Origin of the sequence: Marivita cryptomonadis (assembly GCF_002115725.1) — a bacterium.
GTDB classification, from domain to species: domain Bacteria; phylum Pseudomonadota; class Alphaproteobacteria; order Rhodobacterales; family Rhodobacteraceae; genus Marivita; species Marivita cryptomonadis.
Window position 1 is genome coordinate 176,266 of sequence record NZ_JFKD01000002.1, and the last position, 24,138, is coordinate 200,403.

Here is a 24,138-nt window from a genome sequence, read left to right on the forward strand (position 1 = left end):
CTAGAACGTGACCGAGACACCGGGCAGGTTTAGCGCCTTGATCAGATCGCGCAATTCCTGGCGCGCCGCGATGTTCGAGATGTTGAGCTGCTTCACACCCACATCCTTGAGGTCGAGCAGTGTCATGCCACGGGGGAAGAGTTCGCGGAAGATCACACGCTCATTGAAACCGGGGGACACGCGAAATCCGATCCGTTTGGACAAACGTTCCAGCGCCTTTTCCATCTTGGCCTTGTTGACCATCTGTTGCGCGCCCAGACGGTTGCGCAATACAACCCAGTCGATGGGGGGCAGACCGGCCTGCGCCCGAAGCTGGCGGGCGTTCCAGACCATTTCGGAATAAACCGACGGGCCTTCGATCTTTTCGCCGGTGGCATCGGTATGGGCCAGCAGATCGAAATCCACGAAACTGTCATTCAACGGCGTAATCAGCGTGTCCGCCAGCGAGTGTGCGACCTGGCTAAGCCGCGTGTGCGATCCTGGGCAGTCGATCAGAATGAAATCGCTGCCCGGCTCAAGTTCGGCCACAGCGGCGGACAGGCGGTGATCGTAGATGTTTTCACCCGGTTGCAGCGTCTCGGGGTCGATTTCAGGAAGCTCGAGATAGCGCGGCGTGGGCAGATCCAGATCGTCAGTTTCGAGCGTCTTCATCCGGTTCGTGATGTAACGCCCCATCGTCTTCTGCCGCAGATCAAGATCCAGCGCACCGATCTTGTGGCCCATACGCGCAAGCGCCGTGGCGACATGCATCGACACGGTCGACTTCCCAGCACCGCCCTTTTCGTTTCCGACAACTATGATGTGTGCCATGTTTCTGCTCTTGCATGCTTTTGATCAGCTATGCGCATAGACGCTGCGGGTTGCAACGCCAGATGCGTGAACGGGCGCAATCCGTTGCGGAACGGTGCAGTGGCGACTCACCTTCACAAGATGCCGGTAGCGCCCCAGATCAATCCCAGCGCCATCGTCAATGCTGTCAGAATCGCGGAATAGGCCGCCAGCTTCCATGGAGAGAACGGACGTTCACCAAAGGTGCGACCATCGATCCCTGACACTACGACTTTCTTTGCAGTGCCACGGTAGCTGTAGTGCAAAATCCAGACCGGAAGCAGAATGCGCCGGTAGTGGATGCCGGTCGTGTCGGTTCTGTAGCGGTCGACTCGTGCGTTTTGTCGACCGACATGCTTCTTGATCTTGTTGCGGATCAAAAGATCCTTGTCCTGCTTGTTAAGCCGTAACCCTTTGCGCACTGGCATGGTGTGCCGCTCTGCCGCGAATCCGGCGAGGTATCCCGCCCGATAGGGGCGTAAATATTCGGGGCGAAAGTCATGCAAGATACCATCGCGGATCAGGGGCGTGACATGCTCTGATGCAGGTACAAGAAGATCGTCGAATAAGACGTCCATCTTTCCGGACACGTGGTGTCTGCGCCGGCTATCGCCAGAGCCAGTTGTGTAAGATGCCCAATACTCAATCGCTTCTCTGGAATCGAACGTCCAAAATGGGGCGTAAACGCTGGCAACGCGCCCATCTTCGGCAAAGCTTGCCAGATCGTTTGGCGCGGCAAATCGGCGGCTGACCCAGTCGGTGATGCGATGTGTGGCGTAGTCACGGTTAACCCTGAACGGCACCAGCGCCATGGTTGCATAGGCTTTGTCCTCGATCCCGAGCACAACCGGTCCGTTGCAGTAGGGGCAGTTCTCGGAGAGCGCCGAACCGGTGAAGACCACCGCGCCGCCACAGGTTTCGCATTGGTGGATTTGGTCGCCTTGCAGGCCCGGGAATTCTTCCATCGGCGCGTCGGGATTGAACGGAAACTCTTCGGCGGCTTTGTGGTCATCCTCTGTCGCCAACGGCCAGAGCGATCCGCAGCTTTTGCACAGTAGGTCCTGCTGCGCAGGGTCGAAGGCGCACTGCCCACCGCAGCTGTTGCACTGAATCTCTGATTGGCTGACTGCGCTCTGCTCCATCAATCCGATCCTAGCGCCGCCATGATTTCCAGCACGATCTGCAACCGCAGCCAAGACCGATCCAGCGCGCCCTCGAGATCGCCGCTGACATGCCAGTCCCCGATGATCGTGGCCAGAAACCATGTGATGAGCAGCCAAAACACCACCAGTGTCCAGCCGGAGATCGACCGGATCCAGCCTGCAGACCCTTGCTTCAGTTCGTGTTTCGCTTCGTAGATTGTGATGATTTTGACCACGTTCGCCATGCCGATCGCGGTCGAGGCAGCAAACAGTGCAACGGCAGCTACCAAAGGCGACAGGTCCAACGCGGCAATCCTTCCCAAGAGTGCAATTGAGCACTCCTCTTAAGCCTAGAGAAATGCGCACCAAGTCGGAAGGGCAGACTTGCCGAGCGCGGATTTGAAAAGACCATGCTACAACGAAAAAAGCCGCCCCTGTTTGGAGCGGCTTTTTCGACGTCTTTTGAAGTAGGCTTAGAAGCCGAGGCCTTCGTATTTCTTCTTGAACTTCGACACGCGGCCGCCGGAGTCCAGCAGGCGCGAGCTGCCACCGGTCCAGGCCGGGTGAACAGTCGGGTCGATGTCGAGCGACAGCGTGTCGCCTTCCTTGCCCCAGCACGAACGCATTTCGAGCATTGTGCCATCGGTCATCTTGACGTTGATGACGTGGTATTCGGGATGGATGTCTTTTTTCATCTCGGCACTCCTTACGCGTCTGCGCCCTTGAGGGGCTTGTAGTTTGCATCTTCCGCGATACGGGCCGATTTGCCACGACGCGAACGGAGGTAGTACAGCTTGGCGCGACGGACGCGGCCACGACGAACAACCTCGATGCTGTCGATGTTTGTCGAATAGAGCGGGAACACACGCTCCACGCCTTCACCGAACGAAATCTTGCGAACCGTGAACGAACCGGCAATGCCAGAACCCTGACGGCGGCTGATGCAGACGCCTTCGTAGTTCTGCACACGGGTACGGGTGCCTTCGGTTACTTTGTAGCCGACACGGATGGTGTCGCCGGCTTTGAAATCGGGAATTGTTTTCCCTAGGGCGGCAATTTGTTCCGCCTCCAACTGAGCGATCAGATCCATCGCTTCTCTCCTAATACTGCTTGCGGTTGCTCCGCAAAGGTGTGCGCGTCCTAAGAGCTCTTGGTCTTCGTCCGGGTCCGCCTGTTCCGAATGATCGGAGCGCCCGCCAGAGATCAGGTCGTCTTTGTCTTGTCATGTTCGGGAAGGGTGCGATTTTGCCATGTCCGAAGAGCACACGGAATCACCGCACCGGGCTGACACCCAGAACACGCGCCGTAAACCAGAAGCGTCGCAGTAAATCAAGGGTCGTTTGAGGAGACGGCCCCTGTGCCTTGTCTGGTGTGATCATCCGGGGCAGAGATCAGGCGATCACCTCTCCGATCAGCATTTGCGGTTGCGTGTTGGTGAAATTGGCAATGTCGGCGACCACTGGCCCAGACGCGCCAAGCGCCGCATCAAGAGCGGATTTGTCGGCAAAGGTCATCGTGGCAACAGCATAGCTTTGCGGCGGTGCATCGGGGCCACTGGCCAGCCCTTTGGTCACCAGCACGGATGCAATATGCGCGCCCATGTGTTCACCAACCATCGGCATATGGGTGCCAAGGTAATAGTCGTAGTCGAAATGGGTCTCGTCCGTGATGGGGTAAATCACCTGTAGGGAAAGTGCCATTGCTATCTCCTCCGAGTCGGGCAATGGCTTTTGCTTAGCACAAAACGCACACGCACTGCCGGATCAATCGGACGTGTCGTTCCTCGCACACCAGTCGGCCCAAAGATCAGGGCGCCGTTTGCGGGTCAGCTCTTCGGATTGTGCGCGCCGCCATTTGGCGATTTCGCCGTGATGACCAGACATGAGAACTGGTGGAATCTCTTGGTCGCGCCACTCGGCCGGGCGAGTGTATTGCGGATGCTCCAAAAGCCCATTTGAAAAGCTCTCCTCTTCGGTTGACGCCTCATTGCCCAAAACGCCGGGCAACAGGCGCACGGTTGCGTCGATCATGGCCTGAGCCGCAATCTCTCCGCCCGTTAGAACAAAGTCGCCAAGGCTGACTTCAATCATCTTGTAGTGGTCGATCACGCGTTGATCCAACCCTTCGAAGCGTCCGCAAATCAGCGTCATCCCTGGCCCTGTGGCTAGCGATTGGGCCATTTTCTGCGTCAAAGGCCGTCCGCGTGGGCTGAGATAGATCAGTGGCGCGGACGGTTCGATCCGCTCGCGCGCGGTGTCGATTGCGGCTGCCATGATATCGGGGCGCAGCACCATACCTGCGCCACCACCTGCGGGTGTGTCATCAACATTGCGATGTTTGCCTTCGCCGAATTGGCGCAGTGGCACGGTCTCTAACTGCCACAGTCCGTCCTTGAGCGCGCGTCCGGTCAGAGACTGCCCCAGTATACCGGGAAACGCCTCGGGCAGCAGCGTGATCACTTGGGCCTTCCACACGCGCACCAGGTCCGGAGATGGCTCCATCAATTCGCGCGGTTTGAGCGATGGCCTGATGGTCTTGCGGCCATGGGATCTGGTGGGCGGGGTCTTTGGATCGTCCATTCTTGCGGCCTCTTGGTGATACGACAGGCTTTAGTCCGTCGTCGCCGGAATGGCCACAGGTCAGACAGCAACAGGATTGGCCAAGGCATCCCGCATTGCGAGCATGGCATTGGGCGACACAAAGAAATGCGCCAGCGCCCCGGCCTCTGCCGGGCTCGCGCGCATCAATCGCTCGACCAGCCAGAGTTCGCGGACCTGGTCGTCGGTCAATTCGGTCAAATGGGGGCTGTCCCATCTTGCGAGGATTTGTGACAGGACCATCGCGATCTGATCATTTTCCGTCAGAAAACGCGGTGAGCCTTTGTCCTGACCCATGAGCATCTGCAAATGGGCGCGAATGATGGTTGGATCGGGTGCCATGGCTGCCAGTCTGGCAAGGGATGAAGGCAGAAGCAGCGAAGGGGAAGCTTTTTTCGTCGCGCTCTCCATCATCGGGGACGGCCCGATTTGCGGGAACACCGACAAGGTGGCTGCAGCGATGCTCAACGCGCCGAACACACCCAAAACCATAAAGGCGAATGACACCGCCACTTCCTGCAGGGTGATTGACACCACACCCGGCGACAGAGCGGCAAAAGTTAACAATGCTCGACGCTTTACTCGATCCACAACACGCTGTCCCCAATGCAACCTGTGCTAACTAGCAGTAGGGAGTGGCGGTTTCTTGCTTGAATTTTGGCGAACAAACGGCGTTTGTGCGGCAAAAGCGCGGCGCGTTTTACGGATCGGGTTGCTGGGCCATCCGGCGCACGAGGCGTTTGGCTTCTTGGATGTCTTTTTCGGACAGTTCGCTGCGGTTCAGGGCAAGAAACACATCGTGGATACCCATATCCGGCTGAACATTCTCAGGTGGCAGAATGGCCAGCTGTGTTCGGTCAAGTTCGGTTAGTTCCAACAGGGCAAGCAAAGGGTCCAATGGTCCCAGCGGCAGATCGGCCGTGTCTTCCAGAAGGAACGATGTCACCCGCGCTGGCGCGACATCTCGCGCAATTTCTTCTAGGATGTCGTCAAGGCTGCGCGCCGTGTCGAATTGGGCGCTGTACGCTTGCAAGTCGTCGGTCAGCCGCGTGCTGCGCAAGTTCTGCCACCATGTGCTGCGCAACCAAGCATCGTGGCCGCGTGTGGAGAAATAGAAAGTCAGGTCCGTCGTGGGACCAAAGCGCCGCAATGCCACATCCGTCAGGCATTTCATAACCAGACCCGAGCTGTCGTAACACTCCAAGCCATGCCTGCCGGGCATATGGCCGGACAAATCTTCAGAAGACATGACGATGGGGCGCGGGTCCGTATCGGACAGCGCATCGAAAAAGGCCGTGGCAGTCTTGGCGATCTGCGACAAGGTTCGTTTCTTCGGGTCGATCGAGAACGCGCGGGCGCAATCGGTCAGGGGTTCGAAGGCTTCCTTGAGAAAGACGCGCACATGTGGTTCCAGCAGGGCTGCGTTCTCACGCAGCATGGACTGGACGCTCGTTGTCCCTGTTTTGTGAAATCCTGCATGGATGACGATCCTTGTCGTCACGAAAACAGGCCCTCGGGCGGATCGGCGACAATCCGTCCCTGAGCAAGGTCGACCGTCGGGACAACCGCTTTGGTGAAGGGCAGGAGAACCGTCTGTTTCTGGCCCGGTGCGCGCAGCTCAAGAAGGTCGTCTGCGCCATTGTTGATCACCGCCATCACTTTGCCCAAAGGTGTCCCGCCAGTATCTGTCACCTCCAACCCGATTAGGTCGGCGTGATAAAACTCGTCATCCGGGAGTGAGGGCAGCCGCTCGCGCGGAACATAAAGTTGGGTGCCACGCAAAGCATCAGCTGCTTCCTTGTTCGAGACCCCTGACAGCCGCGCGGCAAGACCGTTTTTGATCTGTCGGGTGATCTTGACTGTATAGCTGTGCTTTCCGTCTTCGGTCTCGAGCGGTGCGTATATGGCGATGTCTTCGGGGATTGCGGTAAAGCTTTTCAGGCGCACTTCACCCCTGACCCCGAAGGACCCGGCAATCGCGCCTACGCAGACTTTTTCACTCACGAATGTGCTCCCGGTCATTTCAACAGTCTGGATAGACCAGACTGCCCTGCCGAGGCAATTGCCAGTCGCTCAGCCGCCGATGCTGAACACACGCGTCACGCCAAAGCGTACGCCCCACTGTTCGTCCGAGCCCTGTTGGACGATCGGGCTGTCTGCGGCGTCGTCGGTGAACTTTTCCCAAGTCACAGCGCCTTCAAGACCCCAGACATCATTGATCTGGTAGCGCGCGCCAAATTCCACACCGGCAGAGACCATGCCGCCGTCCGGATCATAGGCGGGCAGGGCAGCACTGGATTCGGCTGCGGTTATGCCGAAATAGGTGTCACTATAGGCATCATCGCCGAAAAACAGGCGCGGACCCATCGAAAGACGCAAACGATCAGTTGGCCGCAGGATCGCATCGGCACCGACTTCGCCAACCCAGCCCTCATGCCCGCCAAAGCCGCGGCGGACTTCGCCGAAAGCTGCGAAATGTTCGGTGCCATAGCGCATAGACACGCCCAGTTCGGCAGCCGCGTCGATATCATTCAGACCGGCCAGTTCATTAAAATCATCTGTCTTGCGTTCCTCGATGAACCGGAACGACCCTCCAAAGGTCAAACCCATGCTGTCTGCCCAAGGATCAGGGTTACCGAAGGTGCGTCCGTTGCGCAGCGACAGGTAATTGAACGAAAAGCCCAGATCCGCGCCAATGGCGTTCTCGTCAGAACCGAAATACTCCGGGTTCGAGGCGACGCCGCCACGCAGGGTGAACATGAGCTTTGGCTTGGCTGGTGCCGGCGCAGCGACCATTACATCAGGCTGTGTTGCTGTTTGCTCAGGGCCTGCAGCCAACGCTGGGGCGGCTATACCGAGGGCGAGGCTGGAAACTGTTGCAAGGCGGATGAGCATGGCGATTGGCTCCTGTAGGGCTGCATGCGGTTGAATTACCACATGGCGCGGACAGCGTGCAGGGTCAAGCAAACTGCACCCGGTCGCGCAAAATGACACGCGTGGCATGCGGGATTGTGACCATGTTTTGAATGGGAAGACGTTGGTCGGTTTTCACACCGGAAAGGTGCAGATGACCGGGTGGGCCGGCCATCTGCGAGCGCAGTCCGCGATTATTCCGCGGTTGCCTCTTCTGCGGCCGGAGCGGCGTCGGCAGCGTCTGCTGCTTTGGCGGCCTTGGCTTCGGCGCGTTCTGTTGCGGCTTTGCCCGGTACGGCTTTCTTCGGGTTGCTGCGCTCTTTCTTCTCAACAACGCCAGCCGCTTCGAGGAAGCGCGCGACGCGGTCGGTGGTCTGGGCGCCCTGGCTCATCCAGTACTGGATGCGCTCCACGTCCATCTTCACGCGCTCTTCGCTGTCTTTCGGCAGGAGCGGGTTGTAGGTGCCCAGCTTTTCGATGAAGCGACCATCGCGCGGCATGCGGCTGTCGGCAGCAACGATGCGGTAGAAGGGGCGCTTTTTGGAACCGCCACGGGCGAGACGAATTTTGATAGCCATTTGGTATTCTCCTAGGGTTTTCGAGATGACGGGAGGACCCGTCAGGATTGCTTCTGTTTGTGGTGTTGGATGACTTCCTGAATGATGAAATTCAGGAATTTCTTGGCGAACTCAGGATCAAGATCTGCCTGGGTCGCAAGCTCTTCGAGCCGCGCGATCTGTTTTTCTTCGCGTGCGGGGTCTGAGGGCGGGAGGTCGTGCTGTGCCTTCAGCACACCCACGGCCTGCGTGTGTTTGAACCGCTCGGCCAGCGTGAACACGAGGATCGCGTCCAGACGGTCGATGCTTTCGCGGTGACCCTTGAGCAGTTCTGCGGCACGGGTCACGGTATCGGGGATCATGTCAGTCAATAGCCCAGCCTTTCGGTTTGAACAGGGGGTCTTGGTAATGGGCGATTTCCATGTCGATGCCGTGCGACAACTGACTGCCGCGCAGCGCGTCGGGGCTGGGGTGGCGATAGACCACGTCGCTTCCATCGACGGTCGGGGCATCGTGATCTTTCTTGGCTCCAAGACGCTCGGCCAGACGGATGCTGTCGAGGTTCTTGGGATCAAGATAGCTGACGGCCGTGTCCCAGCCTTTTTCGTCATAGAAGTAACGGCGCACACGGTGGGTCGCTTCGAGTGCGAAACCCTTGCCCGCGCGATCCGGCCAGATGATCCAGGCGATTTCCCGTTCGGGCCATTTTGCCGGCGACCAGCCACCTGCCATGCCGACGGTTTCGTCGGTGTCCTTGAGATGCACCATCCACATGCCGAAACCCCGGATTTCCCAATGGCCGATCTCGGCAGCGTACAGCATCCACGCCTCATAGCCATTGAGCGGCCCACCCATGAAGCGGGACCGGTACGAGGCGAAAGTGGCTTTGAAATCGGGGTAATCCTCGGCCTTTGGGCTGCGTAAAGACAGCCGCTTGGTCTCCAGAACCGGAATGTCGCGGTGACCCATGTCAAAAAGCCTCCGTATTGGGGTGCCGATAGACGGTCGCGACCCTATCGCGGAGCGTAATGTCAGCCTCGCGTACAGCGCCCATGCGCAATGCCAGCGCCTGAGAGCGCGCGTTATCAGGTGCGATGAAGCTGGGCAGGCCATTCAGGTCAAAATGGTCTGCTGCGGCTTTCCGGGCGGCCAAGGCAGCCTCGAATGCAATACCTTTGCCTTCGTATTCTGCTGCGATGCCATAGCCGAGCTCGGGCTCCGGCCAGTCAAACGGATGGAAGATTCCAGAAAAGCCGATGGCGGTTTCGTCGCCCTTGAGTGTCACAAACCAGAGGCCATAGCCGCGCAAGGCCCAACCGCCTGCAGCCGAAGTGATCATGCCTTCGACTTCACGCGGGCCAAGCGGTCCACCGTTCCACTTGCTGCGTGGCTCGGCGAAATACGCACAGAAGGCCGCGTGGTCCGACAGGCGCGGAGCGCGCAGGATCAGGCGGTCGGTTTCGATCACGGGGACATCCAAACTCATACCAGCGCCTCCGGTCCTGGATGTCGGTAGAGCATGTCTTCCCCCATATTGGGGTTGTCGTAGGTCCGCTCGTAAATAGCGCCCATGCGCTCGGCAAGGCGGATCGACCGCGTGTTGCCCGGTACAATGTTCGAGGTCAGCGTCGTGAAGCCAAGGTCGTCATAGGCCCACTGGCGCACGCGGGTTGCGGCCTCAAATGCGATGCCTTTGCCCTCAAACCCGTCAAACACCACCCAGCCGACCTCGGGTTCGGGCCAGCCTTCCGGGTTCCAGATGCCAGAGATGCCCGCTGGTTTGCCGGTGGCCTTGTCTTGAATCGTGAAGTAGCCATAGCCATGCCAGTGCCAGTGGCCCACGTTGAGCGTGAACCAGCGCCACGAATCCGAGCGGTTGGTGTAGCCGCCAAAGCCTTCGGCGCGAGTGTTGTCCATCAGGAATTCGATCATTGCTTCCGCATCGGCCTTTTCCGGGCCGCGCAAAATCAGGCGATCGGTTTCAAGCGTGGGCGCGTTGGTGAGACTCATGTGTAAGCCTCCGGGCTTCCGTCGCTGTCCGGGCTGTGGCGGTAGACGATGGTTTCTTCTGGTGTTTCGCCTTCTGGCAATGGTGCGTCCGGGTCATGCAGGGCGCCCAGCCGTTCCGCGAGTGCGATCGACCGTGTGTTCGCGGGGTCGATATAGGACACCAAGGTTTCGAAACCTTGGTCCCACGCCCAGAGCATCGCGCCCATCGCCGCCTCCAACGCATAGCCCTTGCCCTCGGCCTTCTCGAGCAGCGTCCAACCCAATTCGACCTCTGGGAAGTGCGGTGGCTTGAGCAAACCGACCTGACCGATGAATTCGCCCTCGGTCGTCTCGATACCCCACGCGCCGTGGCCCATCAGGTCCCACATGGCAACTTCAGACGCCATCCAACGCCACGCCTGCTTGCGCGGGATCGGGCCGCCCATATGCACGGCGCGATCCGTTGCGAACAGATCGCACAACTGTTCGAGATCGGTCGACGTGTGACCGCGCAGGCGCAGACGCGCCGTGTTTATGATCGGGGTGGCCGTCACTTACTTCTTCTTGCCGAAACCGCTCAGGCCCGGTGGCAAACCACCCATGCCGCCCATGCCGGGCAATCCGCCTTTGCCACCCATCGCCTTGGCCGCCTGTTCCAGAGCCTTCGGGTCCATCTGGCCCATCATCTCTTCCGGGCTGCCGCCGCCCTTACCCATCATGCCTTTCATGGCCTGTTTCAGCATGCCGCCTTTGCCCATCTTGCCCATCTTCTTCATCATGTCGCCCATCTGGCGTTGCATCTTGAGAAGCTTGTTGAGTTCCGACACTTCCATGCCCGCACCCTTGGCGATGCGTTTCTTGCGGCTGGCCTGAAGGATCTGCGGATTAGCACGTTCCTTCTTTGTCATGGAGTTGATCAGTGCGATCTGCTGACGCAGCATTCGGTCGTCGATACCTGCACCGTCCATTTGCTTTTGCATCTTCTGCGCGCCGGGCATCATGGCCAGCATGCCTTCCATGCCGCCCATCTTCATCATCTGTTCCAGCTGCATCTTGAGGTCGTTCATGTTGAACATCCCCTTCTGGAAGCGCTTCATCATGCGCTCGGCCTGTTCGACCTCGAGCGTCTGCTGCGCTTTCTCGACCAGCGCGACGATGTCGCCCATGCCCAGGATTCGGCCCGCGATCCGGTCTGGCTCAAAGGTTTCGAGCGCGTCCATCTTTTCGCCAAGGCCGACAAAACGGATTGGCTTGCCCGTGACCGCGCGCATCGACAGGGCCGCACCGCCGCGTCCGTCACCGTCCATACGGGTCAGGACCACACCGGTAATGCCGATCCGTTCGTCAAAGTTTTCCGCTGTGTGCACCGCGTCTTGGCCGGTCAGACCATCGACCACCAGAAGCGTTTCGCGCGGGTTGGCAACATCGCGCACCGCTTCGACCTGGGCCATCAGCTCTTCGTCGATGGACAGACGGCCCGCAGTGTCGAGCATATAAACGTCGTAGCCACCCAGCGACGCCTGCGTTTTGGCACGCTTGGCGATGGCGACAGGGTCTTCGCCTTTAACGATGGGCAGGGTATCCACACCGATCTGGGTGCCGAGGATCTGCAACTGCTCCATCGCCGCCGGGCGGTTGACGTCGAGCGAGGCCATGAGCACGCGCTTGCCCTCGCGCTCTTTCAGGCGTTTGGCAATTTTGGCTGTGGTGGTGGTTTTGCCACCACCCTGCAGCCCGACCATCAGAATCGGGGCGGGCGGATTGTCGATTTTGAGAGCGCCGGGATCTTCGTCACCGGTCAGAACGTGCTTGAGTTCGTCATGGACGATCTTAACGACCTGCTGACCGGGCGTAATCGACTTTGTGACCGCCTGACCAGTCGCCTTTTCCTGTACCGCTTTGATAAAGTCGCGGGCCACCGGCAGCGACACATCGGCTTCAAGGAGTGCAACGCGTACTTCGCGCAGCGCAGTTTTTACGTCGTCCTCGGACAACGCGCCCTGTTTGGTGAGCCGGTCAAAGACGCCTGAAAGGCGGTCGGACAGATTTTCAAACATGGGCTTTCGCCTCCTTTGCTGCTGGCTGTGTCCCCGATGTAAGGGCCAGCAACGGTTTTACCAAACGTCAAACGCCCCCACGGGCGTGACACGCTGGTGGGGGGCGATCCCGGACTGAATCCAAGGGACCGGAAAGTCAGACTTCCCGGAGTTGAATGGCGTTTAGGGCAAAGTGGCGCGCAGAGTCAACCCGCGCGCCAGCGTTGCTTACGCCGCGAGCGCCTGAAGAGCCGCCTCAGCCTTGGCGTGCGACGCGTCGGCGTCGACCATCAGCTGGTCTGCCGCGACGAACTGAACGTCGGTGATCCCGATAAAGCCCAAAACATGCCGCAGATAGCCGCTGGCAAAGTCAAAGTCGGACCCGACCTGTGTGCCGCCGGACGTGATGGCGACAATCGCGCGTTTTCCGGTCATCAAACCCTGAGGTCCGGTTTCGGAATACCTGAATGTGATCCCTGCACGCGCAATCTGGTCGATCCACGTCTTGAGTGTGGCGGGGATGCCGAAATTATAGATCGGTGCGCCGATCACGATTGTATCGGCCGTTTGGACCTCTTGGATCAGTGTGTCAGAAAGCGCCAAGGTTTCGCGTTGGGCATCGGTGCGCTGATCCTCGGGCGTCCAGTTGGCGGTGAGCCATTCTGAGTCGATGGCAGGCACGGGAACCGCAAGATCGCGGTTGATCACGGTCGTGGGGGCAAGCCGGTCGACAATGCGTTGTGTCAGGGCGCGGCTTTCAGAGCCGGTGTGGCGGGCGGATGCGTCGATCCGAAGGACGGTTTTTGTCATGGGACTCTCCAGTCACGAACTTGTTTGTCTGTGCTGAGTACTTATGTCTTGCGTCAGCGCACGAAATGGGAAGAAATGCGCAGAACGTGTGAGTTCTTGCACAGAGGGATTTATGGAACATTGGGACGAGGTGCGCACTGCGTACCAGGTTGCCCGGCAAGGCACGGTGAGCGGTGCGGCCGAGGTATTGGGCGTTCACCACGCCACTGTCATCCGACACATCGACGCCCTAGAGGCGCGGTTGGGCGTCAAGCTTTTCCAACGTCATGCGCGCGGATATACCCCGACCGAATCCGGCGAAGACCTGGCGCGTGTCGCTCAGACAACGGAGGATCAACTCCAGCAACTGGTTGGTCGCATCCGCGGGCGTGGGGCTGATGTGAGCGGTGATCTGATGGTCACGTCGATTGTCGAGCTTTCAGATTTCCTTGTCCCGGTGCTTTCGGAATTCAAGGACGGCTACCCGGAAGTCGTGGTGCGCTATCTGACGGACGCCCGCGTGTTCCGGCTGGAATATGGCGAAGCCCACGTTGCGATCCGCGCGGGGTCTGTCCCGGACGAACCCGATAATGTCGTGCAGCCACTTACAAAGCTCAAGATCGGGCTCTACGCCTCGAAGCGCTACATTGAAAAGCATGGGATGCCCAAGGATGAAGACGATCTGCCCAATCACGTCTTCGTCGGGAACGACAATCCCGATGGGCGCGCCCCGTTTCAACAATGGCTGCGCTCCAAGGTGCCCTACGACCGCGTGGTGTTCCGGGCAACTGACACTTACAGCATGATCACAGCCGTCCGAAGTGGCGCTGGGATCGGGTTCATGCCGGTTGCGCAGGGAACAGCAGATCCCGAACTGGTCGAAGTGATGCCGGCGAAAGAGGAATGGGCCGCGCCGCTGTGGCTTGTTACCCATGTCGATCTGCACCGGACGGCTAAGGTTCAGGCGTTGCTGGCGCATCTCAAGGAAGCCGTCAAAGTCTTCGATGCGTCTGAGACCTGACATGGTCGAAGCGCATCGCGGCCACTTTGCCATGCTGGCGTTTTCGGCTTTGGTTGCGGGGTCGTTTTCGCTTGGGTCGATGGCGGCACCGCATATCGCACCGGAGGCATTGAACGCGGTTCGATTTGTGATCGCGTCAGTCATTTTAGCCGTTCTGGTCTTTGCAACTGGAGGCATCGACCGTGATGCCTTGCGTGCGCCGTGGCGCTATCTTGTGTTGGCGGTTTTCCTCGTTGCGTATTTCGTTCTGATGTTCGAAGGGCTGAAGACCGGCGCGCCTGTGTCGATGGCGGCTGTGTTCACGCTGACGCCTTTGATCGCGGCAGGGTTCGGGTGGGTGCTGCTGCGGCAGGTGATGACGGGGCGGATGGCAATCGCGCTGACGATTGGTGGTTTTGGCGCGTTATGGGTGATTTTTCGCGCGGATCTTGATGCGTTTCTGGCCTTTGGGATAGGCCGAGGCGAGATGGTCTATTTCGTCGGCTGCGTTGCCCATGCCGTCTATGCCCCGCTTGTGCCGAAACTGAACCGAGGAGAGCGGCCCGCCGTTTTCACCTTTGGTGTCCTAGTTGCCGGAACGGTCTTGTTGATGATCTTCGGGTATCCGTCGCTCACAGAAACCGATTGGGCGGCTTTGCCACCGGTTGTTTGGGTGACGATCCTCTACACCTCCGTCTTTGCCAGCGCGTTGACATTTCTTTTGTTGCAGTACGCCAGCATGCGGCTGCCATCAGCCAAGGTCATGGCTTACACCTATTTGACACCAAGCTGGGTGATCCTGTGGGAAATGGCGCTGGGCCGCCCGCTGCCACCGGTGCTGATTTTGGTCGGCGTTGCGTTGACTGTGATGGCCCTAGGGCTGCTTCTCAAGGATGACAGTCAGGTGCGTGGGCGCGTCGCGTCAGAAAGGTAGCCGTTCCAGCGTGAACCCTTCGGCCTGAAGCAGCGCGAGGACGCCATCCTGTCCCGGCAAATGGGCCGCACCGAACGCAGCGACCACGGTGTCATGCGTCTCGGTTGCCTCGATAAGGACTGGAATCCAATCGTGGTTCCGGTCGATCAGAAGCGCCTGCTCCATCGTCGCGAAAATTGCGGCTGCGGCGTCGGACGCAACAGGGCTGTAGCGTTCGGCAAGTATGGTGGACATGGCCCAGCCTTCGGCGGGGGCTTCGTCGAAATAGCTGGCCAGCATGGTTGCGAACAAATCCTCGTTGATGGCCGGATCGACCAAAGAGGACAACATCATGTCGATTTGTGTCTGTCTGGGTTGGTTCGAGAAGGCGGCAAAGATGGTCTCGACGTCTTCGAGGGCTGCGCTTGGGATGCCTTGAGTTTCGGCGATCTCTTCGATCCGGGCATCCATTCCTCCCGCCGAGAGATCACTTTGCGCCGCACAGGGCGGGATCGCCAGAAGGATCGACACGTACCACGGCTGAAACCGTGCGGCCATGAACGGTGGAACGCCCCGTGCATTCAATGCCTCAGACATCTGATCCCATTGGTCCTCGGTCAATAGTTCGGGCAGTGTTTTGTCTGGCATAAGCAGCAGACTTGGGTCGGTCGTCAGGCGGTTTTGCAGCGCAAGTTCGTCTTCATTGGTCATTTCGAGCAAAAGAAGATCGGCGCTTTCGACGGTTGGCTTGAGCCTGCCCAAAGGCGCATCAAGGCGGGGGTCGGCAAGATGCATGGTGCCAATCAAATGCAGCGTGGCATCCCCGCGTGTCGCTTTCCAGTGATTGCCGTCAGCAAAAGGCGCATCCGCCAACGCCGCGTCGAGGCGCGATCGTTCCTCCGTTCCAAGCGTGGGGCGCAGATCATTGCCTGAACAGGTCGCAAAGGCAGGCTGCGTCAGAGCCACAAAACACACAAGCGACAGCAGGCGGGCAATCATTTAGGCATCCTTTTCCCTTTACTGGCTTTGAAGCTAGGCGCTGTGCTTGTCAGCGGCAAGGCGGTCGCGCATTGATGGGACATGGAGCGTGAAGCCGATCTCTATCCGTTTGTGAAAGCCTTTCTCGAGGCGCAGGGCTATATCGTGAAAGGTGAAGTTGGTGCGGTTGATCTTGTTGGGGTGCGGGGCGACGAAGACCCTCTCGTTGTCGAACTCAAGCTGCGGCTGAACCTGACGCTGTACCATCAAGCGGTGACCCGGCTGCGATTGACGGATCTGGTCTATATTGCCGTGCCTAAGCCTTCAGGCCGCAATGCGCGCCGTGCGTTGCGCGAGAATACGATCATGTGCCGCCGCCTTGGTCTAGGGTTCCTGACCATTCGCAAGGACGGCGTTGTCGAGGCCCAGTGCGACCCCGGCCCGTATCTTCCGCGCCGCAACACATCCAAGCGTGAAAAGCTTTTGCGCGAGTTTCATCGGCTCGAAGGAGATCCCAATTCGGGCGGGGCGACGCGGCACGGTATTGTCACGGCCTACAGGCAAGATGCGCTGCGTTGTGCGATGTATCTAGCCGAAACCGGGGCTGAGAAGGGTGCCATTGTGGCCAAGGCAACCGGGGTTGCGAATGCCACGACCCTAATGCGGGACAACCATTATCGTTGGTTCTGCAAAGTTGAAACGGGGGTCTATGACCTGACGCCGGAAGGGCGTCAGGGATTGGTTGATTGGGGCGAAAGCCTCGGCTGAACGTGTCAGGTTCTATTCGATCTTGATCGTTGCGGATGCGACGCTTTCCCGATCCTGTCGGATGAAATACTGCACCACATAGTCGCCCGGAGTGTCTGGCATGGTAATCATTGCCGGGTTGCCGCTGCGGGTATAGGCCCAGCTTTGCCATTGTGCCGACCCGTTTGCTCCCACTGGGCCAACACCGATATAATCTTCGGCATAGTCTGGTCCCGTCCAGCCGATTTCGATGGTCGCACCCGGAGCGGCTGTTTCAGGCGTGATCAGGGTTGCTTCGACAGGTGTTACAGTGATCGGGGTTTCTGCAATGGCCGACCGATCCTGCCTGACGAAATACCGGATGAGATAGTCACCCGGCGTGGCGGGAACCAAAAGCTTTGCTGGCGCGCCATCGCGGGTATAGGTCCAGTTCTCCCATTGGTTTGAGCCATCCGCACCTGCGCGCCCGATCCCAAGGTAATCCTCGCTGTAGTTTGGTCCTGTCCAAACAACGTCGATGGTTGAACCAGCCGGAGCGCTGGCCGGAGCCTGAAGTGATGCCTCGACGGGCTTTAGGGAAATCGGCACTGTCGTGAGAGGCGTGCGGTCCTGCCGTTGGAAATAGGTGATAATGTAATCGCCCGGCTCAACAGGCATCACCAGATCAAGCGGGCTGCCGTCGCGGGTGTAGGCCCAGTTCTCCCACTGGTTGGCCCCGTCTGCGCCAGCGCGCCCGATGCCGATGTAGTCTTCAGCATAGTTCGGGCCAGTCCAGCCAACTTCAATGGTGGCGCCGACAAACGCCTCGGTCGGTGCGGTGATGCTTGCACTGACTGCCGTCAGTGTGATCGGCACCGTTGTGAGAGGCGTACGATCCTGCCGTTGGAAATAGGTGATCATGTAGTCGCCCGGTTCGGCTGGCATCTCAAGGTCAAGAGGGCTGCCCTCACGAGTGTAGGTCCAGTTTTCCCACTGGTTCGCGCCGCTTGCGTCTGACCGCCCGATGCCGATGTAGTCTTCAGCGTAATCAGGACCTGTCCAGCCGACTTCGATGGTCGACCCGGCGACCGCCTCTGTCGGCGCGACGATGCTGGCTGTCACATCTGTTGCGGTGAAGGCAATGGTTGCGAGCGGCGTCCTGTCCTGACGCATGAAATACGTGATTGCGTAGTCGCCTGGGTCCGATGGGATGGTCAGTTTAGCTGGTGATCCGTCTCGGACATAGACCCAGTTCTCCCACTGGTTTGCACCGTCAGAGCCGACCTTGCCGATGCCAATATAGTCCTCATTGTAGTTTGGTCCTGTCCAGTCGACCATGATATCAGACCCAGCGGCGGCGCTGTCTACGGTCTGCAAGGTCGCCGTTGCGGGCGTGACCATGATCTCGGTTTGACCCAGCGGCTCGCGCCCGTCTCGTTTGAAGTAGCGGATGACATGCGCGCCTGGTGTCGGCGGAATCAACAGATCCACCGGGTTGCCCGAGGATGTGAGGCTCCAGTTGCGCCATTGGTTTGCGCCTTCAGCATCCGCTGCGCCGATCCCGATATAATCTTCCGTTCCGTTTGGCCCGTCCCAACCCACTTGGATCGTGCTTCCTGCGACCGCTTCGGCAGGGGCAAGAACGCGCGCTGTTTCTTGCGGCTCGGGAAAGGCGATTTGCACCGTTGTGCTTTCCCCGACGGCCACGAATTGGCGCGTCATCTCGGTTTCAAGCGCAACGCTGTAGGCGATCACCGTGTAGGACGCTTCCGGCAGTTGTAGATTGAGAGGATTGCCTTCCGTGTCGCTGAGTACGGTTTCGGTATTGCTGGTCAGTTCCCAAATGACCGGACCGGTGATCAATGTGTCGGTACCTTCGATGATGGCAGTCAGCGTCGTTGGAACTACGACAGGTTCGGGTTCCGGTTCTGGCGATGCTGCGACCTGTGTCAGGGCTGCGGTCAACTGGTCTGCCGTGTCCGCAGTAAGGAACTGCCCGCCTGTTTCTTCGGCGATGCATTGCATCTGGGCCAGCGCCTCGGGGTCAGAGCCAACATCGAAGCCAATCACATGGGCGGTGAAATCAATGCCAGCCTCTTCTAGCAGACGCGCCGCTGCGCACGGATCAGGATTGCAGGTTTCCACCCCGTCGCTGACCAGAATGACGGTCGCTTTTTCCTCGGTGTAGCGCAACGCTTGGGCGGCTGCGATTACGGCATCGGTCATGGGCGTTTTGCCCAAAGGTTTGATCCCGTTCACAGCCGCAGCAATGTCCGCTGCTGTTCCCGGTGCGGGTGCGACGACGGTTTCGATGTCCGTACATTCACCACGTTCGCGGTGCCCATAAACTGTCAGGCCAAGCCCTTGTTCTGCCGGAAAATCCGAAAGCAGGTTGCCCACCACGTCCTGCGCGATGGTGATCTTGGCAACGCCATCAACCTGCCCCCACATCGAACCAGACCCATCCATGACCAATACAGTGTTGGGCTGTGTCTGTGCCGACGCCATTGTCGCAAACAAGGTCAGAGAGAGGGCAAGCAATCGTTGCATCTGTATATCCTGAAATTCAGTGATTCAATAATCGCAGAAAAGCACGTTGAAGCGGTTCTGCACAGACGTTGCGTCTTTGATAGGGCGCTTTTTTCATTTGGCAGGCAGATGGTGTATGCTAATCGTTTGGGCAGGATCATCATAACTGCGTAGGAATTGTGCACAACATGGCTGTGGGGTCGTGCAAACGGTACTTCGTGTTCCGTTTTCCAAGGTGATGGAACAGGTTTGCGTGAACAAGAAACGGAGAGATACCTGATGTTAAAACAAACGCTGGCGGCGTTCGCCACAACTCTGAGTTTTGCAAGTGCGGCCTTTGCTCAGGCGGATTTTCCGTTCGCGCTCGACTGGAAATTCGAAGGCCCTGCTGCGCCGTATTTCGTGGCGATCGACAATGGCCACTTCGAAGCGGCAGGTCTAAAGGTCGAGATCTCGGCAGGGCAGGGTTCACTTGACGCGATCCCGAAAGTGGCGACCGGCGCATTCCCCGTTGGGTTTGCGGATATCAACTCGTTGATCAAGTTTCTTGACCAAAACCCCGGTGCCCCCGTGACGGCTGTGATGATGGTCTATGACAAGCCGCCTTTTGCCATCATCGGCCGTAAGTCTCTGGGTGTTGAAACGCCGAAAGACCTCGAAGGCAAAGTTCTTGGCGCACCTCCGCCCGATGGCGCGTGGGCGCAGTTCCCGGCCTTTGCTATTGCCAATGATCTGGATGTGGCCTCCATCACGGTTGAGCCGGTTGGTTTCCCGACCCGCGAACCGATGTTGGCCGAGGGCAACGTGGCCGCCATCACCGGCTTCTCGTTTTCGTCCTATCTGAACCTCGTGCGCCTTGGCGTCCCGGAAGAGGATATCTCGACCATCTTGATGGCGGATTATGGCCTCTCGCTCTATGGCAACGCGATCATCGCGAACACAAACTTCGCCGCGGACAATCCCGAGCTGATCACAGGCTTTCTTGGTGCCGTGGCAGCGGGTTGGAAAGATGCGATCGCAGACCCGGATACGGCAATCGCAAGCTTGATCGAACGCAACCCGGCCGCCGACGCAGAGCTTGAAAAGCGTCGTCTGGAACTGTCCATCAACGCCAACGTCGCAACGGACTTTGCGATGGAAAACGGCATGGGCGGAATTGATGACGCGCGCATGGCAAAAGCCATTGAGCAAATCGCTCAGACCTACGAGTTCCAGAATGAACCGACTGCGAGTCTCTATTTCACCGATGCATATCTGCCTGACGCCAGCGCGCGTATGTTGAAATAAATCTACCATCGGGCCGGTCATGCTCGCATGATCGGCCCTTGATCTCAGGCGGTGCGCGTGTCGGAAAATCTTATCGAAATCAAAGGCGTGCGGCACGCCTACCCAACCAAGTCTGGGTCATTGCCGGTTCTTGACGGTCTAGAACTTAGTGTTCCGGAGGGTGGATTTGCCGCCGTTGTCGGGCCCTCGGGCTGCGGAAAATCCACTTTGACCAGATTGATCGCGGGTTTGATGAAACCTGATCATGGTGAAGTCTGGCTGCACGGCGAATTGGTCAAAGGGCCTAAGTCGACAGTGGGCATGGCCTTTCAAAATCCCGTTCTACTGGAATGGCGCACGATTTTGCAAAACGTGATGCTGCCGTTGGAAATCGTGCCGACCAAGCTCAGCAAACGTGAACAGGAAGACCGGGCACGCAAGCTTCTGGCATTGGTTGGTCTTGAAGGGTTCGAAGAAAAACGCCCCAGCGAATTGTCTGGCGGGATGCGCCAGCGCGCGTCGCTGTGCCGGTCGATTGTTCATAAACCTGACGTGTTGATCTTGGACGAACCGTTCGGTGCGCTGGACGCCTTCACCCGTGAAGACCTGTGGCAAACCATGCACAAAGTGAAGGCTGAAGAGCCGTTCACCGGTGTTCTCATCACCCACGACCTGCGCGAGTCAATCTTTCTGGCCGATCAGGTGGTGGTGCTGTCCGGGCGTCCTGCAAAAACCCAATACGTGATGGACGTGCACCTGACCGGGGACCGCGACATCGAACATCTTTACACGCCCGAATCCGCCGAGGCGTTGAATATCCTGCGCCACCAGATTCAGATCGCGCAGGGCCGCACCGAAGCGGAGGAGCCTGCAAAATGACTTTTCGTCAGATCCTTGTTCCACTCTCTGCGATTGTGCTTTTCGGGGTGCTTTGGGAATTTCTTGTGTGGGTGAACGGCTGGCCGAATTACGTGATGGCCTCGCCGTCCGACCTGCCGCCGGCCTATGCCCGCTATTGGGAGTTGTTCCTTGTGATGGGCTGGCAAACCCTTTGGAGGACTGTCGTTGGCCTGCTTTTGGCCATCGCATTCGGCATCTTTCTGGGGATGGTCATGGGCTTCTCGCGCACGATGCGGGACGCGCTTTATCCGCTTCTTGTGGGGTTCAACGCGATCCCCAAGGCGACAGTAGTGCCCATCGTGGCTTTGTTGTTTGTGGGGGATCACAACTTCAACACGATCCTCATCGCATTCATGATCTCGTTCTTTCCGATCGCGGTTTCGGTCTCTATCGGCCTCAGTACTCTAGAGCCGGAATACCGTGACATTCTCGCCTCTCTGGGGGCATCCAAGACTACGATCTTCTGGAAAATCGCATTGCCCAAAACGCTCCCCGAATTCTTCGGAGCGCTCAAAGTGGCCGTGACACTTGCGTTCATCGGCACCAATCTGATGGAAATCGTGTCGCCGCACGGGCGTGGCCTCGGAGCTTTGTTCGACTCCGGCAAGACGAATTCGGACTATCCGCTCATGTTCGCTGTGTTGATTGCTTTGGCGTTGATGGGGATTGTTCTTTATTACGTGGTCGTCGCGTTGGAAAAGATCTTTGCAGGATGGGCAGAACGGTCGCCGAGCTACTGAATACAAGCCCTATCAACCCTCTATTTTCGTGAAAAATTTACAATTGAACATGTTGACTCACGCTTTCGCGATGCCTAGTTATCCGCCGTTAGCACTCAGCTACAGAGAGTGACAACAGTCCTTCGGGGAGCGAGGGACTTTTAGTGGAAACTTTGAGCAAGGAGACTCGAAGATGGCATTTAAACCGCTTCATGACCGCGTGCTGGTCCGTCGCACAGAAAGTGACGAAAAAACTGCTGGTGGCCTGATCATCCCAGATAGCGCCAAAGAAAAGCCGGCAGAAGGCGTGGTTGTTGCGTGTGGCGAAGGCGCGCGCAAGGACAGTGGCGAGCTGATCGAGATGGCTGTTGCAGCCGGCGACAAGGTCCTTTTCGGCAAATGGTCGGGCACAGAAGTGACGGTCAATGGCGAAGAACTCCTCATCATGAAGGAGTCGGACATCCTCGGCATCATCACGGACGACGCTGCAGCGAAAGCCGCTTAAGCGCCCGTCGTGGTTCCAAACAAACACCTCTGACTACATTAGTGGAGACTAAGCGATGTCTGCAAAAGACGTAAAATTCAATACAGACGCCCGTTCGCGCATGCTGAAGGGTGTCAACATCCTCGCCGACGCGGTGAAGGTGACACTCGGCCCGAAAGGCCGTAACGTCGTGCTCGATAAATCCTTCGGCGCACCGCGCATCACCAAAGACGGTGTGTCTGTTGCCAAGGAAATCGAACTGGAAGACAAGTTCGAGAACATGGGCGCACAGATGGTGAAGGAAGTTGCTTCCCGCACCAACGACGAAGCCGGTGACGGCACCACGACAGCAACCGTTCTGGCCCAAGCCATCGTAAAAGAAGGCATGAAGTCGGTTGCAGCTGGCATGAACCCGATGGACCTCAAGCGCGGCATCGACCTCGCGACGTCCAAAGTTGTTGAAGCCATCAAGGCCGCAGCACGTGACGTGACCGACAGCGACGAAGTCGCACAGGTTGGCACCATCTCTGCAAATGGCGAAGCTGAAATCGGTCGCCAGATCGCGGACGCAATGCAGAAAGTCGGCAACGAGGGTGTCATCACCGTCGAAGAAAACAAAGGCCTCGAGACCGAGACCGATGTCGTCGAAGGCATGCAGTTCGACCGTGGCTACCTCAGCCCCTATTTCGTGACCAATGCTGACAAGATGACAGCTGAGCTCGAAGACTGCATTGTCCTTCTGCACGAGAAAAAGCTGTCCTCGCTTCAGCCGATGGTTCCGCTGCTCGAGCAGGTGATCCAGTCGCAGAAGCCGCTGCTAATCATTGCAGAAGACGTCGAAGGCGAAGCGCTGGCGACCCTCGTGGTCAACAAGCTGCGTGGCGGCCTCAAGATCGCTGCCGTGAAAGCACCGGGCTTTGGTGATCGCCGCAAGGCAATGCTGCAGGACATCGCGATCCTGACAGGTGGCCAGGTCATCTCCGAAGACCTGGGCATGAAGCTCGAGAACGTGACCATGGACATGCTTGGTTCCGCCAAGAAAATCCAGATCACCAAAGACGAGACCACAATCGTTGATGGCGCAGGCGAGAAGGCCGAGATTGAGGCACGCGTTGCTCAGATCCGTAACCAGATCGAAGAAACCACGTCCGATTACGATCGTGAAAAGCTTCAGGAACGCGTTGCGAAACTCGCAGGCGGCGTTGCAGTCATTCGCGTTGGCGGCATGACCGAAATCGAAGTGAAAGAGCGCAAAGACCGCGTTGACGATGCACTGAATGCGACACGTGCCGCTGTTCAGGAAGGTATCGTCGTTGGTGGTGGTGTTGCTCTGGTTCAGGCTGGCAAAAAGCTTGAAGGCCTCACAGGTGCAAACAGCGACCAGAACGCCGGTATCGCAATTGTCCGCAAGGCACTGGAAGCACCGCTGCGTCAGATCGCGGAAAACGCAGGCGTCGACGGCTCCGTCGTTGCTGGCAAGATCCGTGAAAGCGAAGACCTCAAGTTCGGCTACAACGCGCAGACCGACGAATATGGCGACATGTTCAAGTTCGGCGTTATTGACCCGGCCAAGGTTGTGCGTACCGCTCTGGAAGATGCGTCCTCCATCGCTGGTCTGCTGATCACAACCGAAGCCATGGTTGCCGACAAGCCGCAGAAAGAAGGCGCTGGCGGCGGCGGCGGCATGCCCGACATGGGCGGCATGGGCGGCATGATGTAATCAGCAGATATCCTTCGGGACGTCTGTCGATCAAGCCGACACAAGTTTTAAG

Annotated in this window: 29 protein-coding genes; 8 read left to right on the forward strand and 21 right to left on the reverse strand. The window is 58.4% G+C overall.

Annotated features, from left to right (window positions below; translation table 11 throughout):
* The 19 genes from MCRY_RS02700 to MCRY_RS02790 all read right to left on the reverse strand — a co-directional run bounded on the left by MCRY_RS02700 (nt 1) and on the right by MCRY_RS02790 (nt 12,872).
* On the reverse strand, nt 1-810 hold the full coding sequence (locus MCRY_RS02700) for a division plane positioning ATPase MipZ (RefSeq protein WP_085627940.1): 810 nt from the start codon (nt 808-810) through the stop codon (nt 1-3).
* A 113-nt stretch (nt 811-923) separates the two neighbouring features.
* The gene (locus MCRY_RS02705) at nt 924-1,970 is read right to left on the reverse strand and encodes a hypothetical protein (RefSeq protein WP_085627941.1); all 1,047 of its coding nucleotides are present in this window, start codon (nt 1,968-1,970) and stop codon (nt 924-926) included.
* Nucleotides 1,970-2,275, reverse strand: a complete 306-nt coding sequence (locus MCRY_RS02710; protein ID WP_085627942.1) for a hypothetical protein — start codon at nt 2,273-2,275, stop codon at nt 1,970-1,972. The genes MCRY_RS02705 and MCRY_RS02710 overlap by 1 nt, the downstream gene beginning before the upstream one ends.
* A gap of 168 nt (nt 2,276-2,443) precedes the next feature.
* Nucleotides 2,444-2,665, reverse strand: coding sequence for a 50S ribosomal protein L31 (gene rpmE / locus MCRY_RS02715; RefSeq protein ID WP_085627943.1), 222 nt, complete (start codon nt 2,663-2,665; stop codon nt 2,444-2,446).
* Between the two features lie 11 nt (nt 2,666-2,676).
* Complete coding sequence (gene rplS, locus MCRY_RS02720) at nt 2,677-3,060, reverse strand: 50S ribosomal protein L19 (RefSeq protein ID WP_085627944.1); 384 nt, start codon at nt 3,058-3,060, stop codon at nt 2,677-2,679.
* 301 nt (nt 3,061-3,361) lie between these two features.
* Nucleotides 3,362-3,670, reverse strand: coding sequence for an EthD family reductase (locus MCRY_RS02725; RefSeq protein ID WP_085627945.1), 309 nt, complete (start codon nt 3,668-3,670; stop codon nt 3,362-3,364).
* A gap of 63 nt (nt 3,671-3,733) precedes the next feature.
* Entirely contained in the window at nt 3,734-4,549 is an 816-nt protein-coding gene (gene trmD / locus MCRY_RS02730) for a tRNA (guanosine(37)-N1)-methyltransferase TrmD (protein WP_085627946.1), read from the reverse strand.
* Between the two features lie 60 nt (nt 4,550-4,609).
* Entirely contained in the window at nt 4,610-5,074 is a 465-nt protein-coding gene (locus MCRY_RS02735) for a hypothetical protein (protein ID WP_138487763.1), read from the reverse strand.
* Nucleotides 5,075-5,267: 193 nt separating this feature from the next.
* The gene (locus tag MCRY_RS02740; RefSeq protein WP_085627948.1) at nt 5,268-6,005 is read right to left on the reverse strand and encodes a hypothetical protein; all 738 of its coding nucleotides are present in this window, start codon (nt 6,003-6,005) and stop codon (nt 5,268-5,270) included.
* Between the two features lie 59 nt (nt 6,006-6,064).
* On the reverse strand, nt 6,065-6,571 hold the full coding sequence (rimM, locus tag MCRY_RS02745; protein WP_085628153.1) for a ribosome maturation factor RimM: 507 nt from the start codon (nt 6,569-6,571) through the stop codon (nt 6,065-6,067).
* Nucleotides 6,572-6,640: 69 nt separating this feature from the next.
* Nucleotides 6,641-7,462 carry a MipA/OmpV family protein gene (locus MCRY_RS02750; RefSeq protein ID WP_085627949.1) on the reverse strand — a complete coding sequence of 274 codons (822 nt, stop codon included), beginning with the start codon at nt 7,460-7,462 and terminating at the stop codon, nt 6,641-6,643.
* 212 nt (nt 7,463-7,674) lie between these two features.
* Entirely contained in the window at nt 7,675-8,058 is a 384-nt protein-coding gene (rpsP, locus tag MCRY_RS02755) for a 30S ribosomal protein S16 (RefSeq protein ID WP_085627950.1), read from the reverse strand.
* Nucleotides 8,059-8,099: 41 nt separating this feature from the next.
* A complete protein-coding gene (locus MCRY_RS02760) occupies nt 8,100-8,399 on the reverse strand; it encodes a chorismate mutase (RefSeq protein WP_409643351.1) in 300 nt (99 codons plus the stop codon).
* 1 nt (nt 8,400) lies between these two features.
* A complete protein-coding gene (locus MCRY_RS02765; RefSeq protein WP_085627952.1) occupies nt 8,401-9,006 on the reverse strand; it encodes a GNAT family N-acetyltransferase in 606 nt (201 codons plus the stop codon).
* Between the two features lies 1 nt (nt 9,007).
* Entirely contained in the window at nt 9,008-9,523 is a 516-nt protein-coding gene (locus tag MCRY_RS02770) for a GNAT family N-acetyltransferase (RefSeq protein WP_085627953.1), read from the reverse strand.
* The gene (locus tag MCRY_RS02775) at nt 9,520-10,047 is read right to left on the reverse strand and encodes a GNAT family N-acetyltransferase (RefSeq protein ID WP_085627954.1); all 528 of its coding nucleotides are present in this window, start codon (nt 10,045-10,047) and stop codon (nt 9,520-9,522) included. The genes MCRY_RS02770 and MCRY_RS02775 overlap by 4 nt, the downstream gene beginning before the upstream one ends.
* Nucleotides 10,044-10,580, reverse strand: coding sequence for a GNAT family N-acetyltransferase (locus tag MCRY_RS02780; protein ID WP_085627955.1), 537 nt, complete (start codon nt 10,578-10,580; stop codon nt 10,044-10,046). Before MCRY_RS02780 ends, MCRY_RS02775 begins: the two co-directional genes overlap by 4 nt.
* Complete coding sequence (ffh, locus tag MCRY_RS02785; RefSeq protein ID WP_085627956.1) at nt 10,581-12,083, reverse strand: signal recognition particle protein; 1,503 nt, start codon at nt 12,081-12,083, stop codon at nt 10,581-10,583.
* 207 nt (nt 12,084-12,290) lie between these two features.
* Nucleotides 12,291-12,872: an FMN-dependent NADH-azoreductase gene (locus tag MCRY_RS02790; protein ID WP_085627957.1), complete on the reverse strand. Its 582-nt coding sequence runs from the start codon at nt 12,870-12,872 to the stop codon at nt 12,291-12,293.
* Between the two features lie 112 nt (nt 12,873-12,984).
* Here MCRY_RS02790 and MCRY_RS02795 point away from each other — a divergent pair, with 112 nt between their 5' ends.
* The gene (locus MCRY_RS02795) at nt 12,985-13,872 is read left to right on the forward strand and encodes a LysR family transcriptional regulator (protein ID WP_085627958.1); all 888 of its coding nucleotides are present in this window, start codon (nt 12,985-12,987) and stop codon (nt 13,870-13,872) included.
* Nucleotides 13,856-14,785, forward strand: a complete 930-nt coding sequence (locus MCRY_RS02800) for a DMT family transporter (RefSeq protein ID WP_238939551.1) — start codon at nt 13,856-13,858, stop codon at nt 14,783-14,785. The genes MCRY_RS02795 and MCRY_RS02800 overlap by 17 nt, the downstream gene beginning before the upstream one ends.
* Here the strand turns inward: MCRY_RS02800 and MCRY_RS02805 are convergent.
* Nucleotides 14,774-15,763, reverse strand: a complete 990-nt coding sequence (locus tag MCRY_RS02805; protein WP_085627959.1) for a TraB/GumN family protein — start codon at nt 15,761-15,763, stop codon at nt 14,774-14,776. The two genes, MCRY_RS02800 and MCRY_RS02805, sit on opposite strands and share 12 nt — an antisense overlap.
* A gap of 81 nt (nt 15,764-15,844) precedes the next feature.
* Here MCRY_RS02805 and MCRY_RS02810 point away from each other — a divergent pair, with 81 nt between their 5' ends.
* On the forward strand, nt 15,845-16,510 hold the full coding sequence (locus tag MCRY_RS02810) for a DUF2161 domain-containing phosphodiesterase (protein WP_085627960.1): 666 nt from the start codon (nt 15,845-15,847) through the stop codon (nt 16,508-16,510).
* 12 nt (nt 16,511-16,522) lie between these two features.
* Here MCRY_RS02810 and MCRY_RS02815 read toward each other — a convergent pair whose 3' ends face one another.
* Nucleotides 16,523-19,018 (reverse strand): vWA domain-containing protein, encoded by a 2,496-nt coding sequence (locus MCRY_RS02815; RefSeq protein WP_085627961.1) that lies wholly within the window; start codon nt 19,016-19,018, stop codon nt 16,523-16,525.
* Between the two features lie 258 nt (nt 19,019-19,276).
* Here MCRY_RS02815 and MCRY_RS02820 point away from each other — a divergent pair, with 258 nt between their 5' ends.
* The 5 genes from MCRY_RS02820 to groL all read left to right on the forward strand — a co-directional run bounded on the left by MCRY_RS02820 (nt 19,277) and on the right by groL (nt 24,086).
* Nucleotides 19,277-20,284, forward strand: coding sequence for an ABC transporter substrate-binding protein (locus MCRY_RS02820; protein WP_085627962.1), 1,008 nt, complete (start codon nt 19,277-19,279; stop codon nt 20,282-20,284).
* A gap of 57 nt (nt 20,285-20,341) precedes the next feature.
* The gene (locus MCRY_RS02825) at nt 20,342-21,142 is read left to right on the forward strand and encodes an ABC transporter ATP-binding protein (RefSeq protein WP_085628155.1); all 801 of its coding nucleotides are present in this window, start codon (nt 20,342-20,344) and stop codon (nt 21,140-21,142) included.
* The gene (locus MCRY_RS02830; RefSeq protein ID WP_085627963.1) at nt 21,139-21,903 is read left to right on the forward strand and encodes an ABC transporter permease; all 765 of its coding nucleotides are present in this window, start codon (nt 21,139-21,141) and stop codon (nt 21,901-21,903) included. Before MCRY_RS02825 ends, MCRY_RS02830 begins: the two co-directional genes overlap by 4 nt.
* Before the next feature lie 172 nt (nt 21,904-22,075).
* A complete protein-coding gene (locus MCRY_RS02835; RefSeq protein ID WP_085627964.1) occupies nt 22,076-22,387 on the forward strand; it encodes a co-chaperone GroES in 312 nt (103 codons plus the stop codon).
* A 55-nt stretch (nt 22,388-22,442) separates the two neighbouring features.
* On the forward strand, nt 22,443-24,086 hold the full coding sequence (gene groL, locus MCRY_RS02840; RefSeq protein ID WP_085627965.1) for a chaperonin GroEL: 1,644 nt from the start codon (nt 22,443-22,445) through the stop codon (nt 24,084-24,086).
* The last annotated feature ends 52 nt before the right edge of the window (nt 24,087-24,138 follow it).